General features: G+C 59.6%; 14 protein-coding genes and 1 pseudogene. 3 read left to right on the top strand and 12 right to left on the bottom strand.

The features are described 5' to 3' along the window. The first annotated feature begins 74 nt into the window (after positions 1–74). Positions 75–1046 (top strand): magnesium and cobalt transport protein CorA, encoded by a 972-nt coding sequence (locus ACYZT1_RS16565; protein ID WP_462015769.1) that lies wholly within the window; start codon positions 75–77, stop codon positions 1044–1046. A gap of 89 nt (positions 1047–1135) precedes the next feature. Here ACYZT1_RS16565 and ACYZT1_RS16570 read toward each other — a convergent pair whose 3' ends face one another. The 3 genes from ACYZT1_RS16570 to ACYZT1_RS16580 all read right to left on the bottom strand — a co-directional run bounded on the left by ACYZT1_RS16570 (position 1136) and on the right by ACYZT1_RS16580 (position 5334). Further along, positions 1136–1867 (bottom strand): amidotransferase, encoded by a 732-nt coding sequence (locus ACYZT1_RS16570; protein WP_462015770.1) that lies wholly within the window; start codon positions 1865–1867, stop codon positions 1136–1138. A gap of 93 nt (positions 1868–1960) precedes the next feature. Continuing rightward, positions 1961–4105 carry a 3-hydroxyacyl-CoA dehydrogenase NAD-binding domain-containing protein gene (locus ACYZT1_RS16575; RefSeq protein ID WP_462015771.1) on the bottom strand — a complete coding sequence of 715 codons (2145 nt, stop codon included), beginning with the start codon at positions 4103–4105 and terminating at the stop codon, positions 1961–1963. Between the two features lie 23 nt (positions 4106–4128). Beyond that, positions 4129–5334 (bottom strand): acetyl-CoA C-acetyltransferase, encoded by a 1206-nt coding sequence (locus ACYZT1_RS16580; protein ID WP_462015772.1) that lies wholly within the window; start codon positions 5332–5334, stop codon positions 4129–4131. A 601-nt stretch (positions 5335–5935) separates the two neighbouring features. Between ACYZT1_RS16580 and ACYZT1_RS16585 the strand changes: the two are divergent. Continuing rightward, positions 5936–6756: pseudogene (locus ACYZT1_RS16585) on the top strand (c-type cytochrome). Positions 6757–6931: 175 nt separating this feature from the next. Here the strand turns inward: ACYZT1_RS16585 and ACYZT1_RS16590 are convergent. The 8 genes from ACYZT1_RS16590 to ACYZT1_RS16625 all read right to left on the bottom strand — a co-directional run bounded on the left by ACYZT1_RS16590 (position 6932) and on the right by ACYZT1_RS16625 (position 13298). Beyond that, positions 6932–7753 carry a transglutaminase family protein gene (locus tag ACYZT1_RS16590; protein WP_462015773.1) on the bottom strand — a complete coding sequence of 274 codons (822 nt, stop codon included), beginning with the start codon at positions 7751–7753 and terminating at the stop codon, positions 6932–6934. Beyond that, a complete protein-coding gene (locus tag ACYZT1_RS16595) occupies positions 7750–8700 on the bottom strand; it encodes an alpha-E domain-containing protein (protein WP_462015774.1) in 951 nt (316 codons plus the stop codon). The genes ACYZT1_RS16590 and ACYZT1_RS16595 overlap by 4 nt, the downstream gene beginning before the upstream one ends. Positions 8701–8712: 12 nt before the next feature. After that, on the bottom strand, positions 8713–10122 hold the full coding sequence (locus tag ACYZT1_RS16600; RefSeq protein ID WP_462015775.1) for a circularly permuted type 2 ATP-grasp protein: 1410 nt from the start codon (positions 10120–10122) through the stop codon (positions 8713–8715). A 241-nt stretch (positions 10123–10363) separates the two neighbouring features. Beyond that, the gene (locus tag ACYZT1_RS16605) at positions 10364–10705 is read right to left on the bottom strand and encodes a ribonuclease E inhibitor RraB (protein WP_150582968.1); all 342 of its coding nucleotides are present in this window, start codon (positions 10703–10705) and stop codon (positions 10364–10366) included. A 218-nt stretch (positions 10706–10923) separates the two neighbouring features. Next, complete coding sequence (locus tag ACYZT1_RS16610) at positions 10924–11157, bottom strand: hypothetical protein (protein WP_462015776.1); 234 nt, start codon at positions 11155–11157, stop codon at positions 10924–10926. Positions 11158–11372: 215 nt separating this feature from the next. Then, positions 11373–12248 carry a polyamine aminopropyltransferase gene (gene speE, locus ACYZT1_RS16615; RefSeq protein WP_462015777.1) on the bottom strand — a complete coding sequence of 292 codons (876 nt, stop codon included), beginning with the start codon at positions 12246–12248 and terminating at the stop codon, positions 11373–11375. A gap of 258 nt (positions 12249–12506) precedes the next feature. Then, positions 12507–12698, bottom strand: coding sequence for a PLDc N-terminal domain-containing protein (locus ACYZT1_RS16620; protein WP_028622263.1), 192 nt, complete (start codon positions 12696–12698; stop codon positions 12507–12509). A 69-nt stretch (positions 12699–12767) separates the two neighbouring features. Continuing rightward, positions 12768–13298: a hypothetical protein gene (locus ACYZT1_RS16625; RefSeq protein ID WP_462015778.1), complete on the bottom strand. Its 531-nt coding sequence runs from the start codon at positions 13296–13298 to the stop codon at positions 12768–12770. 295 nt (positions 13299–13593) lie between these two features. On the opposite strand from ACYZT1_RS16625, the gene ACYZT1_RS16630 reads away from it, so the two are divergent. Beyond that, on the top strand, positions 13594–13959 hold the full coding sequence (locus ACYZT1_RS16630; RefSeq protein WP_462015779.1) for a terminase: 366 nt from the start codon (positions 13594–13596) through the stop codon (positions 13957–13959). Between the two features lie 14 nt (positions 13960–13973). Here ACYZT1_RS16630 and ACYZT1_RS16635 read toward each other — a convergent pair whose 3' ends face one another. Beyond that, entirely contained in the window at positions 13974–14771 is a 798-nt protein-coding gene (locus ACYZT1_RS16635) for an acyl-CoA thioesterase (RefSeq protein ID WP_462015780.1), read from the bottom strand. Between the last annotated feature and the right edge of the window lie 216 nt (positions 14772–14987).

A 14987-nucleotide genomic window follows, 5' to 3' on the forward strand; every position in this document is an offset into this window, starting at 1 on the left:
TCTCAAACAGCAGACAAGGCTAAGCTCATACCTGCCTGCCACTTCCACTTGCACATAAGAAGCGAATCAGAACCATGGGTAGAGTTGTTGCTGCTGCGGTTTACAGCGCCGGTAAGAAAGTCACCGACATCACCCTCGACGAAGGTGCGGCCTGGGCCGCGAAGCCTGGGCACTTTGTCTGGATCGGTCTTGAAGAGCCGAATGAGCAAGAGCTGAACAACCTCCAGCGTCAGTTCAACCTGCACGAACTCGCCATCGAAGATGCCCTGGAAAAACACAGCCGACCGAAGCTGGAAACCTTCGGGGATGCGCTGTTCATTGTTACGTACTCGCCCATCCGTGAAAATGGCAAACTGGAATTCATCGAGACGCATATTTTCGCCGGCAAGGGCTACATCATTACCGCGCGCAACGGCCACTCGGCTTCCTACGCCCATGTGCGACAACGGTGTGAGGCGCGTCCTCTGTTGCTTGAACATGGCGAAGACTTCGTTCTGTATGCCCTCCTCGACTTCGTGATTGAAAACTATCAGCCAGTGGGCGAAGCGATTCATGCCGAAATTGATGAACTGGAGCACAACGTCCTGTGCAGTTCGTTGAATGAGCACGACATTCAAAAACTTCACAGCCTGCGCCGCGACGTAGTGCGTTTACGGCGATACGCGGCGCCGATGGTGGAGATCGGAGAGGAACTGCAAAAGCTGAACTTCCCGTTTATCGACAAGAACATGCGCCCTTACTTTCGCGATGTGCAAATTCATGTAACGCGGCAGATGGAGGACTTGACGACGCTGGCCGACATTGCCAGCCAGACCATCGAAGTCGGCGTGTTACTGGAAGCCTCCCGTCAGAGCGTAGTGCAGCGCAAGTTCGCTGCCTGGGCGGCAATTCTGGCCTTTCCAACGGCAGTGGCAGGGATTTACGGGATGAATTTCGAGAACATGCCGGAGTTGACCTGGCATTACGGTTATTTTGGAGTGCTGGGGTTTATCACGGTGGGCTGTGTCAGTTTGTGGGCGAGCTTCAAGCGGTCGGGGTGGTTGTAGGACTGTGCACTGCAGGTTAAACAGAGTCGCTGCCGATCGCGAGCAGGCTCGCTCCCACAGGTGGCGGGAGCGCGCATGCTGCATCAGCTTTAAACAGGTTTGGCAGCCTCGGGCTTGTGCGCCACAAACCGCATCATCCATTCCGCGACTGTCGTGCCATGATGCTCGTGTTCAAGGCTGGCCATGCCTTTGGAATAAACCTGCTCGCCCAACGCTTCCTGACGAATATCCAGCAACGCGCGGGAATAATCGTGGATGAATTCCGGGTGTCCCTGGAAGCACAGCACCTGGTCGTTGATGTGGTAAGCGGCGAACGGGCAAAAATCGCTTGAAGCGATGACCGTGGCATTTTCCGGCAATGACGTCACCTGGTCCTGGTGGCTGATCAACAACGTCAGCTCTTCCTTGACCGGGCTCATCCACGGCGCTTTTGCCGCGAGTTTGTAGTTGTGCGTGCCGACGCCCCAGCCCTGGGTCGCGCGCTCGCTTTTGCCGCCCAGCAACAGCGCCAACAGTTGATGACCAAAACACACGCCCAGCAACTTGTCGCCGCGCTCGTAACGGTTCAACAGGTAGGTTCTGAGGGTTTCGATCCAAGGGTCGGTACCGAAGGAATCGGCCTTGCTGCCGGTGACGAGGTACGCATCGAAGGTCAGGTCATCGTCAGGATATTCACCGCGCACCACGTTATAGACGGTGAATTCCGCCGCGATGGGCTGCTGCGAAAACAGACGCTGGAACATTTGCCCGTAACCCTGGTATTGATCGATCAGCTCCGGACGCAGAATGTCGGTTTCCAGAATGCAGATGCGTAACGACATAAAAAATACCTGACACGTGAAGGGAATAATGCACACCCCAGAGCCTGCCTTGAAACACGGTGGCAGGCAAGCCCCGGAATGCATCGCCGTCCCTTAAAATGCCTCCCCTTTCGCGGCTTTTTCCAGCAGCAATGCGGGCGGCGCGAACCGTTCGCCGTAGGCTTCAGCCAGATACTGCGCGCGGGCGACGAAATCCTGCAGGCCGTATTGATTGATGAACTGCAGGGCGCCACCGGTCCAGGCAGCGAATCCAATACCGAAAATCGAACCGACGTTGGCGTCCGCCGTCGAGGTCAGCACGCCCTCCTCCACGCAACGCACGGTTTCGATGGCTTGCACGAACAGCAGCCGATCACGCACGTCCTTCGGCGAAATCTGCCCGTCGGCGGTTTCAAAACGGGTTTTCAACTCTGGCCACAACTGTTTCTGGCCACCCGCCGGATAGTCATAGAAGCCACCACCCGCGGCCTTGCCGGGACGTTTGTATTCGTTGAGCAGCAGATCAATTACGGCAAAAGCCGGGTGCTCTGTCAGCGGTTTCCCTTCCGCTTGCAGGTCTTTGGCCGTTTGCTGGCGAATATGGCTCATCAGGCTGAGGGACACTTCGTCGGAGATCGCCAGCGGCCCGACCGGCATGCCGGCCTTGCGCGCTTCGGTCTCGATCATCGGCGCACTCACGCCTTCACCCAGCATGGCGATGCCTTCGTTGGTGAACGTGCCAAATACCCGCGAAGTGAAGAAGCCGCGACTGTCATTGACCACTATCGGCGTTTTCTTTATTTGCAGGACGAAATCGAAACCACGGGCCAGGGTTTCATCGCTGGTGTGGCTGCCTTTGATGATTTCCACCAGCGGCATTTTCTCCACGGGACTGAAGAAATGCAGACCGATGAATTTGCCTGGATCGGGCACGGCAGTCGCCAGGCCGCTGATGGGCAGGGTCGAGGTGTTCGAGGCGATCAACGCCTTGGGGCCGACGACTTTTTGCGCGGCGGCCGATACCTTGCCTTTGAGTTCCCGGTCTTCGAATACCGCTTCGATGATCAGGTCGCAACCGGCCAGGTCCTCATCGTTTTCGGCAGGACGGATCCGCGCCAGGATCGCCTCACGTTGCTCGACACTCAGCTGGCCGCGCGCGACTTTCTTGTCCAGCAGCGCTGCCGAGTGAGCCTTGCCCTTTTCGGCGGCAGCCAGGTTGACGTCCTTGAGCACCACCTCGATGCCGGCCGAAGCACTGACAAACGCGATGCCCGCGCCCATCATGCCGGCGCCAAGCACGCCGACTTTTTGCGTCATATACGGCGGGAAACCTTGAGGCCGCGAGCCGCCAGCGTTGATCTCATTGAGCTGAAACCAGAAAGTACCAATGAGGTTTTTTGCGACTTGGCCCGTGGTCAATTCTGTGAAGTAGCGCGTTTCGATCAGGTGCGCGGTGTCAAAATCGACCTGAGCGCCTTCCACTGCGGCACAGAGAATCTTTTCCGGCGCGGGCAGGCAACCCTGGGTTTTGCTGCGCAGGATCGACGGCGCGATCGCCAGCATCTGCGCGACTTTCGGATTCGACGGCGTACCACCCGGAATCTGATAGCCCTTCACATCCCAACGCTGCACCGCCGCCGGGTTGGCAACGATCCATGCGCGCGCCTTGGCCAACAGGTCATCAACGCTGGTCGCCAGTTCATCGATCAACCCTGCCTGCAAAGCCTCTCGCGGGCGGACTTTTTTACCTTCCAGCAAATACGGCAAGGCCTTTTCAAGACCGAGCAGGCGCACCGTGCGCACCACCCCGCCGCCACCCGGCAACAGGCCGAGCGTCACCTCGGGCAATCCAAGCTGGACGGCGGGATTATCCAGCGCGATCCGGTGATGACAGGCCAGGCAGATTTCCCAGCCACCGCCCAGCGCCGCGCCGTTGATCGCGGCGACCACCGGTTTGCCGAGGGTTTCGAGGGTGCGCAACTGAGCTTTCAACGTCAGCACCATGTCGTAGAACGCTTTGGCTTGCGGCTTGCCGATTTTGATCAATTCATTCAGGTCACCGCCGGCGAAGAAAGTCTTCTTGGCCGAGGTGATGATGACGCCGGCAATGCTGTCTTTTTCCACGAGCAACCGGGCAACGCACGTCGCCATGGCTTCGCGGTACACGGCATTCATGGTGTTGGCGCTCTGGCCCGGCATGTCGATGGTCAGGACGACAATTGCGTCCTGGCCCTTTTCGTAACGAATGGCTTCGGTCATGGGAGTTTCCTTGAAGTCGGGGCTCAGAGGCGTTCGATGATGGTGGCAATGCCCATGCCGCCGCCGACACACAAGGTCGCAAGGCCGTAGCGCAGGCGCCGGGTTTCCAGTTCATCGAGCAGCGTGCCGAGAATGGCGCAACCGGTGGCGCCCAACGGGTGGCCCATGGCGATGGAGCCGCCATTGACGTTGACCTTGTCCGGATCGATGGCCATGTCTTTGATGAATTTCAGCACCACCGAAGCGAAGGCTTCATTGACCTCGAACAGGTCGATGTCTTCGACGCGCAGGCCGGCCTTGGCCAAGGCTTTGCGAGTCGCCGGCGCGGGGCCGGTGAGCATGATCGTCGGGTCGGTGCTGGTGACCGCGGTGGCGACAATGCGCGCCCGGGGCTGCAAACCCAATGCCCGGCCCTTGGCTTCGGAACCGATCAGCATCAGCGCGGCGCCATCGACAATCCCGGAACTGTTGCCCGGTGTGTGCACGTGGTTAATGCGTTCGACATGGCTATAGACGCGTAACGCCGTGGCGTCGAAACCCATCTGACCCATCATCTCGAAACTCGGCTTGAGCTTGCCGAGCCCCTCCAGCGTGCTCTCGGCCCGAATGAACTCATCGTGATCGAGCAGGACGATGCCGTTCTGGTCCTGCACCGGCACCAAGGATTTGCTGAACGAACCGTCGGCCCGTGCGCGCGCCGCTTTCTGCTGGGAATGCAGCGCATAGGCGTCGACGTCGTGACGGCTGAAGCCCTCAAGGGTAGCGATCAGGTCAGCGCCCACGCCTTGCGGGGTGAAATGGCTGTGCAGGTTGGTTTGCGGGTCCAGCGCCCAGGCACCGCCGTCGCTGCCCATCGGCACCCGCGACATCGATTCGACACCGCCGACCACCACCAGGTCTTCGAACCCGGAGCGTACTTTCATGGCGCCGAGATTGACGGCTTCAAGGCCTGAGGCGCAGAAACGGTTGATCTGCACCCCGGCGACGCTGACGTCCCAATCAGCCACTTGCGTTGCGGTCTTGGCGATGTCCGACCCCTGATCGCCGATGGGCGTCACACAACCCAGGACCACATCGTCGACCTGACTGGTGTCCAGATCGCTGCGCTGCTGCAGCGCGGTGAGCAATCCGGCGACCAGATTCACCGGTTTGACGCTGTGCAAGGCGCCATCTGCCTTGCCTTTGCCGCGGGGCGTACGTAATGCGTCGAAAATCAAAGCTTGGGTCATGACGTCCTCGAACCGCTGTGCAGGATTGATTGCAGACTTTCACCTTATGCCGAGCCGCGGCGAATTCAATGACCGCAACGCTCAGCGAGATTGACGGTCACGCTCAGACGGACGGTAGTGTGCTATCGAGTTGGCCGGTTGAGAGACGCAAGCTGTCTAGCAAACGGGCGACAAAGAAGCTGGCAATAGGCCTCATACCTTTTTAATGGTTTAACGCCGGAAAACCATACGAAATGGATCTAAGCCAAGTGTGACGCGGGCTCTAACGGGCTCTAAGGTGAACAGAACGAAGTTGCCGTCGGGTTTTGCCGAGGCACTCGTCTTACAGGAAGTGCAGCGCTCTGCCGTCATGGAGATATGCAGGCAGGCAATCAGGAAATAACAAAAAAGGCGGTTTAGCCATGTTCAAGCACACGAAAGTACGTCAAGCCGGACTCATTCTTTTCGCCACCACGCTTCTTCTGATTCTGCCGAACCTGACCAAGGTGATCGGCTGATCTCTCAATCAAACTGCTGCAGATTTTATATTGCCTCGCCAAATTGTAACTGGCCCGCTATCCGGGCCAGTGCGGCTGTGCCAACCTTGCGGCACTTCCACGACATGGACGGCGATTCTTGAAAGCCATCATTCTATTGGCGACCTTGCTGTGCGGCTCGCCGCTGTACGCTGCGCAGCTTGATCTGGAGCTGGGCGACCATTCGCGCACCTGGCAAACCGAGGAGTTGCTCAAGCATCCTCAAGTCCAAACCATCACGATCAAAAACGATGTGTCTTACAAGCGGGACATGAACTATCGGGCGGTGCCGCTGGCGGCACTGTTGCCCGGGGTCAAACCTGATCAGCATCTGCAAGCGGTAGCGTCGGACGGATTTGCGGCCGAACTGGCGGCGGCGCCGTTGCTCAATACCGAAGGCGCGCGAGCGTGGCTGGCGATTGAAGACCCGGCAACACCGTGGCCCGACCTGTCCGCAGGCAAGCCCAGCGCCGGGCCGTTTTATCTGGTCTGGACTGACCCGCAGCTGGGCAACATCAGTCCTGAACAATGGCCTTTTCAAGTGGCTGGCATCAAGCGCCTGGCCCCGGTGGCCGAGCGCTTCCCTGCCCTGCTGCCTGATCCTGCATTGAAGAGCGATGATCCGGTGAACCAGGGGCTTGCGTTGTTTCAGAAGAACTGTCTGGCGTGTCATCGATTGAACGGTGCGGGAGATGCGCAGTTCGGGCCGGACCTGAACATTCCGTTCAGCCCGACCGAGTATTTTGGCGCGGATTTCCTCAAGCGCTACATCCGTGATCCGCAGAGTTTGCGTCAGTGGCCGCAAGCGAAGATGCCCGGGTTTTCAGCGGCGCTGTTGCCTGATGGGGACCTGGAGAGGCTGGTGGGGTATTTGAAGCATATGGCGGGGCGCAAGGTCAGGCCTTGAATGTGTGCTGTTGGTGCCGGGGTCTTCGCGAGCAAGCTTTGCCACTTGGGTTGGAAACTGATCCTGTGGGAGCGAGGCTTGCCCGCGAAGGGGCCGGGTCATTGAACATTAATGCTGGCTGACACACCGCTTTCGCGAGCAAGCCCGGCTCCTACCCTACAGGTGCAACCCGCGCTCATTGCTGCTGGACGGAGATCACCGGGGCCGGGATCGGCATCGGTGTTGGAGAGACGAACACTTTGGCGTGCATCTGTTCGCACCCGCCGCCCCGGCGCATGCCGCGAACCGGGCAGGCGTCCAGGTAGTCGAGGCCTACTGCCAGTTTCAGGTGCCGTTCGGGGCGTGCCAGTTCATTGGTTACGTCGAAGCTGTACCAGGCGTCGTCGAGCCAGGCTTCGGCCCAGGCATGGCTGGCCAGGTGTTCGCAATCCTCTGTGTACAGATAACCCGACACGTAGCGCGCGGGGATGCCGAGGCTGCGTGCGCACGCCAGGAACGCATGGGTGTGATCCTGGCAAACGCCCGCGCGTCCGGCGAAGGCATTCGCTGCGCTGGTGTCCACGGCGGTCGAGCCCGGGGTGTAAGTCATGTGCTGATTCAGGCCGTGCATCAGGTCGATCAACGCCGTGCGGTCGCGACGTTGCTTGCACGCCTTGCCCGCAAAAACGCGCAAGGCTTCGTCTGCCTCGGTCAGGCGGGAGAAACGCAGAAAAGGCAGCGCTGACCGGCTCTCATGCTCGGCTTCGCGCAATTCGTCGATATCGACCTGCCCGCGCGCACCAATGATGATTGCCTCGTGCGGTTCATCCATGGTCAGCACGTGAAGGATGTTGCCGAACGGATCGAGCTGCGCGCGCACCGGACGCGGCAGGTCAAGCTGCCAGCTCAGCACGTGCTGGCGCTCGCTGTCGTGGGGCGTCAGACGCAGGTACTGGATGCTCGCCCGCACCTGATCCTCATAGTGATAAGTGGTCTCGTGGCTTATGGAAAGTCTCATGCAGCCTCCAGGTACGAACTGTGTATGGCATTGCCCAGCTGGCGCACCAGCGGGATGAACTCGGTCAGCCAGGCGTGCAGGCCCTCGTCGAGAATTTCGCTGATGCCGGTGTACCGCAGGCGAGCGTCCATCTCGGCGGCCAGTCGTTGCGCGGGTCGACCGTTGGCGCCGGGCAGTTGCGCGAGAATCTGGTCGATCTCCTCGGTGCAGGCGCGCAACGAACGCGGGACGTCAGCGCGCAGCAATAACAATTCCGCCACGTGCCGGGCGCCGGGGGCATCACGGTAAATTTCGGTGTAGGCCTCGAAGGAGGACAAGGCTCGCAACAGGGCGCTCCATTGGTAATACGCGTGTGCCGTGCCGTCATTGACCGCTTCAGCCTGATCGCCGGCCATTTCATAGCGCGCATCGAGCAGACGCAGCGTGTTGTCAGCCCTTTCGATAAACGTGCCCAGACGAATGAAGCGAAACGCATCGTTGCGCATGATCGTGCCGTAGGACGCGCCGCGAAACAGGTGGGACCGTTCCTTAATCCACTCGCAAAAGCGGCTCATGCCGTAGCGACTCAAGCCCTGATCGGCGATCCCGCGAATTTCCAGCCAGGTGGCGTTGATGTTTTCCCACATGTCCGCGGTAATTCGCCCACGCACTGCGTGCGCACTGGCGCGGGCCGAACCGAGGCAACTGTAGATGCTCGCCGGGTTGGCGGCATCCAGCGCGAAAAAATGCAACAGACGCTCGGCGTGCAGTTCACCGTGGCGCTCGAGGTAATCTTCGAGGGTGCCGGTGATCAGCAGCGGCATGGCGAGTTCGTGCAAGCCGTCACCGCGACCATCCTGTGGCATCAGCGACAGCGAATAACTGATGTCGAGCATCCGCGCGAGGTTTTCCGCCCGCTCCAGGTAACGCGACATCCAGTACAAATCCGAGGCAGTTCTACTTAACATGGCAGGCTTCCTTCAATCCTCGACCACCCAGGTGTCCTTGGTGCCGCCGCCCTGGGAAGAATTCACCACCAGAGAGCCTTCACGCAGGGCGACACGGGTCAGGCCGCCGGGCACAACCCGGGTTTCGCGACCAGACAATACGAACGGACGCAGGTCGATGTGGCGCGGCGCGATACCGTTTTCGACAAAGGTCGGACAGGTCGACAGCGACAACGTCGGTTGCGCGATATAAGCATGGGGCTTGGCCTTGATCCGCTGTCGGAACGATTCGATCTCCGCCGCCGTCGCCGCCGGCCCCACCAACATTCCGTAACCGCCCGAGCCTTGGGTTTCCTTGACCACCAGGTCCGGAAGGTTGGCCAGCACGTGGGAAAGTTCGGAAGGATTACGACACTGCCATGTCGGCACATTCTTCAGAATCGGCTCTTCGTCGAGGTAGAAGCGGATCATGTCGGTGACAAACGGATAAACCGATTTATCGTCCGCAACGCCGGTGCCGATGGCATTTGCCAGCACCACATTGCCCGTGCGATAGGACGACAGCAGCCCCGGCACGCCCAGCATCGAATCGGGGTTGAACGCCAATGGATCGAGGAAGGCATCGTCGAGCCGACGGTAGATCACGTCGACCGCTTTTGGCCCGTCCGTGGTCCGCATGAATACCTTGTCGTCGCGCACGAACAGGTCTGCGCCCTCGACCAGTTCAACGCCCATCTCGCGGGCCAGAAAAGCATGTTCGAAAAACGCGCTGTTGAAGCGCCCCGGCGTCAGCACCACCACGCTCGGGTTATCGATAGGGCTGGAGCTTTTCAGGGTGTCGAGCAGCAGGTTCGGGTAATGGTCGATGGGCGCGATGCGCTGGGCGGAGAACAATTCAGGGAACAACCGCATCATCATTTTGCGGTCTTCGAGCATGTAGCTGACGCCGCTCGGTGTACGAAGATTGTCTTCGAGCACGTAGTACGTGCCGTCGCCATCCCGTACGAGATCGACGCCGGAAATGTGCGAATAAATGTCGCGATGCAAATCCAGCCCCTGCATCGCCAACTGATATTGCTCATTGGCCAGAACTTGTTCGGCGGGGATGATGCCGGCCTTGATGATGCGTTGCTCGTGATAGAGGTCGGCGAGGAACATGTTCAGCGCCTTGACTCGTTGAATGCAGCCGCGCTCGACGATTCGCCACTCGCTGGCCGGGATACTGCGCGGAATGGTGTCGAACGGGATCAGCCGCTCTGTGCCCTGCTCGTCGCCATAGAGGGTGAACGTGATGCCGGCGCGATGGAACAGCAGATCGGCTTCGCGTCGCCGCTGGGCCAACAGCTCGTCAGGGGTTTCCGCCAGCCAACGGGCAAACTCCCGATAATGCGAGCGGACCTGGCCGCCGGCATCGTACATCTCATCAAAATAGGTGCGGATCATGCCGTACTCCTTGTCACCCGGACCTGTCATCCATCGCAAGGCTCGTGCCATCGGCACAATCGCTTTCAGATCAATCGGTTGCATGACCGGTGCGAGAACGTCGCACCGTTCCTGGGCGTTTAACGCCCGCGCCTGAAGGGCGGCGCCTCATTGCAAGGCGGGGTACTGGCTGTCAGCGGGTGAACGAAAAACGGCCAACCCGAAGGTTAGCCGTGAGTGGACATTGTCACTGTTCATGGTGTCAGGCAAGTCGCCCCCGCACCTCCTGTTTGACGCCCCACCCTTCGATGATGCCGCCCAAAGGCTCGACCACTGCCTCGAAATCCTGCTCGAAATCGCCGATGCCGTCATACGTTGCCGACATCACTTTGCTCAGTTCCAGATACCACGCGCCGTCATCGCGCACGCTGATCTGTGCGTTCATGGATTCGCCGTTGTAGTGACCTGCCGCCCTGCGTGCCCGCTCCTCGTCCGGGAAAATGGCGTAGAACTCGATAGGATGAAACCGGGAAAAATCGAAACCGCCTTCTTTCATGCGGCGCAGCACGCTGCTGCTGATGTCTTCTTGATAGGCTGTGCTCATGAATCGTCCCCCTCACACTGCTGGATAGACTTTCCGTGTTCCCAACTGCGCAGCCGTGGCGGCGAGTGAAGCGATAACCACGTTACCGCCGGGAAGCAAGCATGTAGCTGACAAGACCAGACCTTAGCGCGATCCGTTCGCTGATCTCGCTTGCAGAGTAGCCGCAAGTCAGAGCTGCTGCCAAGGCCTGGTGTTTCAAAAATGTGCCACGGGGAGTATCAGACGGGGGTGATGCCGAGGATTTGTATGCTGTTCTGGGTCATGAGACTTTTTACGCTGGCGTCGTCGGTGCGGCCATCCAGATCGTTCAGATCCAGTTTGGCTGCGACAGGGAAAAGCCGCTCCTTAAGCAAAGTGGCGGCGTGCTCGTTGTCCGGGCACTCGTCGCACTCAAAGACTTCCTCGACTGTTTCGCCGTGATCATCCACGTAAGTGACTGTCCACTTTTGCATCGGTGCCTCCTCGATAAAACCCGCAAGTGGGCTTACTCCTATCTGGACTTTTGCACCGCGATATCGTTCAACGGGATTAGGCTGTAAGCGTGTGAATGCAAAGACAACTGTGGGAGCCAGCCTGCTGGCGATGGCGGCGTTTGGCTCGACAACGGAGTCGCCTGACAGGCCGCCATCGCCAGCAGGCTAGCTCCCACAGGATGTCGTGTAGGACATTAGTCGTTGCTTGGCTTGTTGACCGCCTGCAGCACGTATTGCGGCAGAGCAAAGGCGCCGATGTGGATTTCCGGGTTGTAATAGCGAGTGATGATGCCGCTGCCGGCGAAGCGCTGTTGCAGGGTTTCGCGGGTCAATTTGCGATAAGCAGTGTTGGTCGCACCCCAGGCAAAGGTCATCGAGCCGCCGATGTATGTCGGTACGGCGGCCTGGTAAAAGTGCCAGTCCGGGAACAGGCTGCGCAAGCGGCCGGCGGTGGTTTTGACTTCTTCGATCTGCATGAATGGCGTGCCGTTCTGAGTCACCAGAATGCCGCCCTCGTTCAGGCAGCGACGGCAGGCCTGATAGAAGTTCTCGGAGAACAGGACTTCGCCCGGACCGATCGGGTCGGTGGAGTCGGAAATGATCACATCGAATTTTTCATTGGTGGTCGCGACGAAACGCATGCCGTCGTCAATCACCAGGTTCAGGCGTGGATCGTCGAACGCACCCTTGGAATGGTTCGGCAGAAACTCTTTGCACATGTCGACCACGGTGCCGTCGATCTCGACCATGGTGATGTGCTCGACGCCGCCATGCTTGGCCACTTCACGCAGCATGCCGCCGTCGCCGCCGCCGATGATCAGCACGCGTTTGGCAGAACCATGCGCCAGGATCGGCACGTGGGTGAGCATTTCGTGGTAAATGAATTCGTCCGCTTCGGTGGTCTGGATGACACCGTCCAGCGCCATGACCCGGCCCATGCGCGGGTTTTCGAAAATCACCAGGTGCTGGTGTTCGGTGCGCACTTCGTGCAGCAGTTTTTCCATGCGAAACCGCTGACCGTAGCCTTCGTAGAGGGTTTCCAGGTATTCGCTGGTGGGGGTGGTGCTCATGGGTAGTGCTCCGATGAATGCGGCGGCAACGGACGGTTACCCGCCCATGAAGGCCAATCGACAGGCTCGATTGCCCGGGAATGGCGCGCATTCTACGTCGCGGAAGATGACAGGTCGAACCTCAGTTGCAGGTCCCGCGTCATTCCTTGTGGGAACTGGCCTGCCAGCGATTGGATTGGCGCGGTGCATCTGACAGACCGCGGTGATGCCATCGCTGGCAAGCCAGCTCCCAGGTGGGTGGTGTTGCCGGGGATTGCGTCAGATCCGCACGTTGCCGCGCGGCCCGGCGATCGCCCAGATGATCAGGCCGAGGACAGGCAGCAGCAGGATCAGCAGCACCCAGACGATTTTCATCCCTGTGGAAGCGCCACTTTTCAGTACGTTGATGATCGCCCAGATATCCAGAGCAAGAATGATCAGGCCGATAAGGCCGTTAAACGTAGAACCCATGATGTCGCTCCCTAAAAGTGGTGTGCATGCTTAGGATAGTCGGCGAATGTCAGGGTTCCGTTTATTCCATCAAACGTGGATCGCCACTTTCAGCGCTTCCAGCGACGGCGCGGCGGTGATGCCGAGTTCGGCGCACAACTGGAGCACGCGCGGCACGTCATTGCCGTAGACCAGCACCACTTGCAGTTCATCGTCGAGCAATTGACTGAAGTTCATCAGCGTGTAACCGCCGTTCTCCTTGTTCATGCTGCCCATCTGTACCTGAATGCGGTTCAGCGCCGTCAGGGCTTCGGTCTTGGCCAGTTGCCTGGGTTTGATATTGAAATCGACGCCCGGGCCGAACGAGGCAACGATCTGCGCGAACAGGTCTACATAAGTGTCAGCCTGAAACAGCACGGTTTCCGGCAGGCTGCCGACCACCACCCACTCGCCCAGCGGAATCGGGAAAGTCTCGTCGTAGTTGATGTCCGGATTGGCTGTCAGAAAAGCCGCGGGGTCGGCGTAGGCCTGAGCCGCTTCGTCAGCGACCTTGAGGATTTCTTCATCGCTCATGCACCCGGAGCTGATTTTGCTGATGAGTTCGACGAGTGCGGCTTTCATGGCGATGGATCCTGTAGCGAGGGAATTTTGAAGGTGCGAAGGATAGCGCATTCTGGATGGGGTTGGCTGTTGATGGGTACGGCTTGAGGGCGCCTTCGGGGGCAAGCCTTGCTCCTACAGACTTGTCTCACATACGAAATCCGGGGAGCAAAGCTCGCTCGCGACGGCGGTTTCACAAGCAGTATCGAGTTTGACCATGGCCGCTATCACTTCGATAGCCAAGCTTGATTCGCCGGGCAGATTGGGCGGGCCTATTCTTCAAGCATGAGTACAACATGGATCGAGGATCAGCATCATGGGCAAACGTCATCCCAACCTGCCCGCCTGGCAATGGCGAGCTTACCCGAACAATCATCAGCATCCGGCCAACCTGGTCTTGCACCTGATTGCCGTGCCGCTGTTTATCGTGGCGTTTTTGCTGCTGGTTTGCGGGGTGTTCGGTCTGAGTTTCGCCAACTTCGCGATTGGCGTCATCGGCCTGATCGCCGCGTTGGGCCTGCAACGTCACGGGCATAGCCTGGAGGCCGAGGCCTCCGAGCCGTTCAGTGGTCGCAAAGATGCAGTCTCGCGGCTGATGCTCGAGCAGTTTCTGACCTTCCCGCGGTTTTTCCTCAGCGGCGGCTGGTGGCGAGCCTGGCGTGAGCGTCACCGTCGGCACTGATCAGGAACAAGGTATCAGGCAAAAATCGTTACAGTCTGCCGACTCATGGCGATCAACTGCCCGTCTGCGCTCCACAGTTTCGCGGCCGCATGACCATAGCCGTCAGCGGCATGTTCGATTTCCACAAGGTATTTGCACCAGTCCAGCGTGTTCAGCGCCAGCAACGGCTGAACGAATTCGATGGTCCACGTCAGTGTGCTGCCCATTGCCGGTTTGTTCAGGTGCGGTAACAGCGCCGGAGGCCAGGCATCGACCAGCGCCAGAATGTGCGACTCGCTCAGCGCCTCCTCCTTCACATCGCCGCGCAAACGCACCCAGCCGCCCATGTCGCGCGACTTGTTACCGGTAAACGGCAAGCCGCCGACGCTCCAGCGCATAGCCGTGTGCCGCATGAATTCCGGGGTCACGCCTTTGATGTAGGGCAATTCCTGGCACTCGTCCCAGTGCTTCATCTCAGGCGCCGGCAACGCCGTGACCGCGACCTCGGACGGACGCGAGGCGCCGAAGCTGCCCTGGATCAGCGTCACCACCTGGCCTTTCTGCAGCGCCCGGCCCAGGACCTGGCTGACGGCTTTGCCTTCGCGCAGCACTTCCACTTCAAAACTCACCGGCACGTCCGGCTCGACGGGGCCGACGAAAGTAATCGCCAGCGAGCGCACCGGGCGATCCGCCGGGACTTTTGCGCGCATGGCTTCGTATTGCAACGCTGCGACCAGCCCGCCAAAGCTGGCCCGTCCCTGCGCCCATTCGGCCGGGATGGTCAGCGCTTGTGGCTGACTGCGAACGGCGTCGAGCAAATCGGAAAAGCGCATGGGGACCTCGGGTAACGGGAAAAAGATGAGGGGATATTAACCAGCTGGCGCGGACGACACAGGGCTTGTTTTGGCCAAAGGAGCGGACAGATAGGCCGGGGCCAGTCATCGACGAGCCCTGTGGGAGCGAGACTGCTCGCGAAGGCGGTTTCACTGGCAGAGTGACAGTGACTGACGGTGCGCCATCGCGAGCAAGCTCGCTCCCACAATTTGGAT

Source organism: Pseudomonas sp. PB3P13 (genome assembly GCF_054897735.1).

What these genes read in the sequence shown, in the direction of transcription:
- ACYZT1_RS16605 (WP_150582968.1), bottom strand. Translation starts at nt 10,705, where the DNA reads ATGAGCACAGCCTATCAAGAAGACATCAGCAGCAGCGTGCTGCGCCGC.
- ACYZT1_RS16575 (WP_462015771.1), bottom strand. Translation starts at nt 4,105, where the DNA reads ATGACCGAAGCCATTCGTTACGAAAAGGGCCAGGACGCAATTGTCGTC.
- ACYZT1_RS16625 (WP_462015778.1), bottom strand. Translation starts at nt 13,298, where the DNA reads ATGAAAGCCGCACTCGTCGAACTCATCAGCAAAATCAGCTCCGGGTGC.
- ACYZT1_RS16600 (WP_462015775.1), bottom strand. Translation starts at nt 10,122, where the DNA reads ATGATCCGCACCTATTTTGATGAGATGTACGATGCCGGCGGCCAGGTC.
- ACYZT1_RS16590 (WP_462015773.1), bottom strand. Translation starts at nt 7,753, where the DNA reads ATGAGACTTTCCATAAGCCACGAGACCACTTATCACTATGAGGATCAG.
- ACYZT1_RS16565 (WP_462015769.1), top strand. Translation starts at nt 75, where the DNA reads ATGGGTAGAGTTGTTGCTGCTGCGGTTTACAGCGCCGGTAAGAAAGTC.
- ACYZT1_RS16610 (WP_462015776.1), bottom strand. Translation starts at nt 11,157, where the DNA reads ATGCAAAAGTGGACAGTCACTTACGTGGATGATCACGGCGAAACAGTC.
- ACYZT1_RS16580 (WP_462015772.1), bottom strand. Translation starts at nt 5,334, where the DNA reads ATGACCCAAGCTTTGATTTTCGACGCATTACGTACGCCCCGCGGCAAA.
- ACYZT1_RS16635 (WP_462015780.1), bottom strand. Translation starts at nt 14,771, where the DNA reads ATGCGCTTTTCCGATTTGCTCGACGCCGTTCGCAGTCAGCCACAAGCG.
- ACYZT1_RS16620 (WP_028622263.1), bottom strand. Translation starts at nt 12,698, where the DNA reads ATGGGTTCTACGTTTAACGGCCTTATCGGCCTGATCATTCTTGCTCTG.
- speE (WP_462015777.1), bottom strand. Translation starts at nt 12,248, where the DNA reads ATGAGCACCACCCCCACCAGCGAATACCTGGAAACCCTCTACGAAGGC.
- ACYZT1_RS16595 (WP_462015774.1), bottom strand. Translation starts at nt 8,700, where the DNA reads ATGTTAAGTAGAACTGCCTCGGATTTGTACTGGATGTCGCGTTACCTG.
- ACYZT1_RS16630 (WP_462015779.1), top strand. Translation starts at nt 13,594, where the DNA reads ATGGGCAAACGTCATCCCAACCTGCCCGCCTGGCAATGGCGAGCTTAC.
- ACYZT1_RS16570 (WP_462015770.1), bottom strand. Translation starts at nt 1,867, where the DNA reads ATGTCGTTACGCATCTGCATTCTGGAAACCGACATTCTGCGTCCGGAG.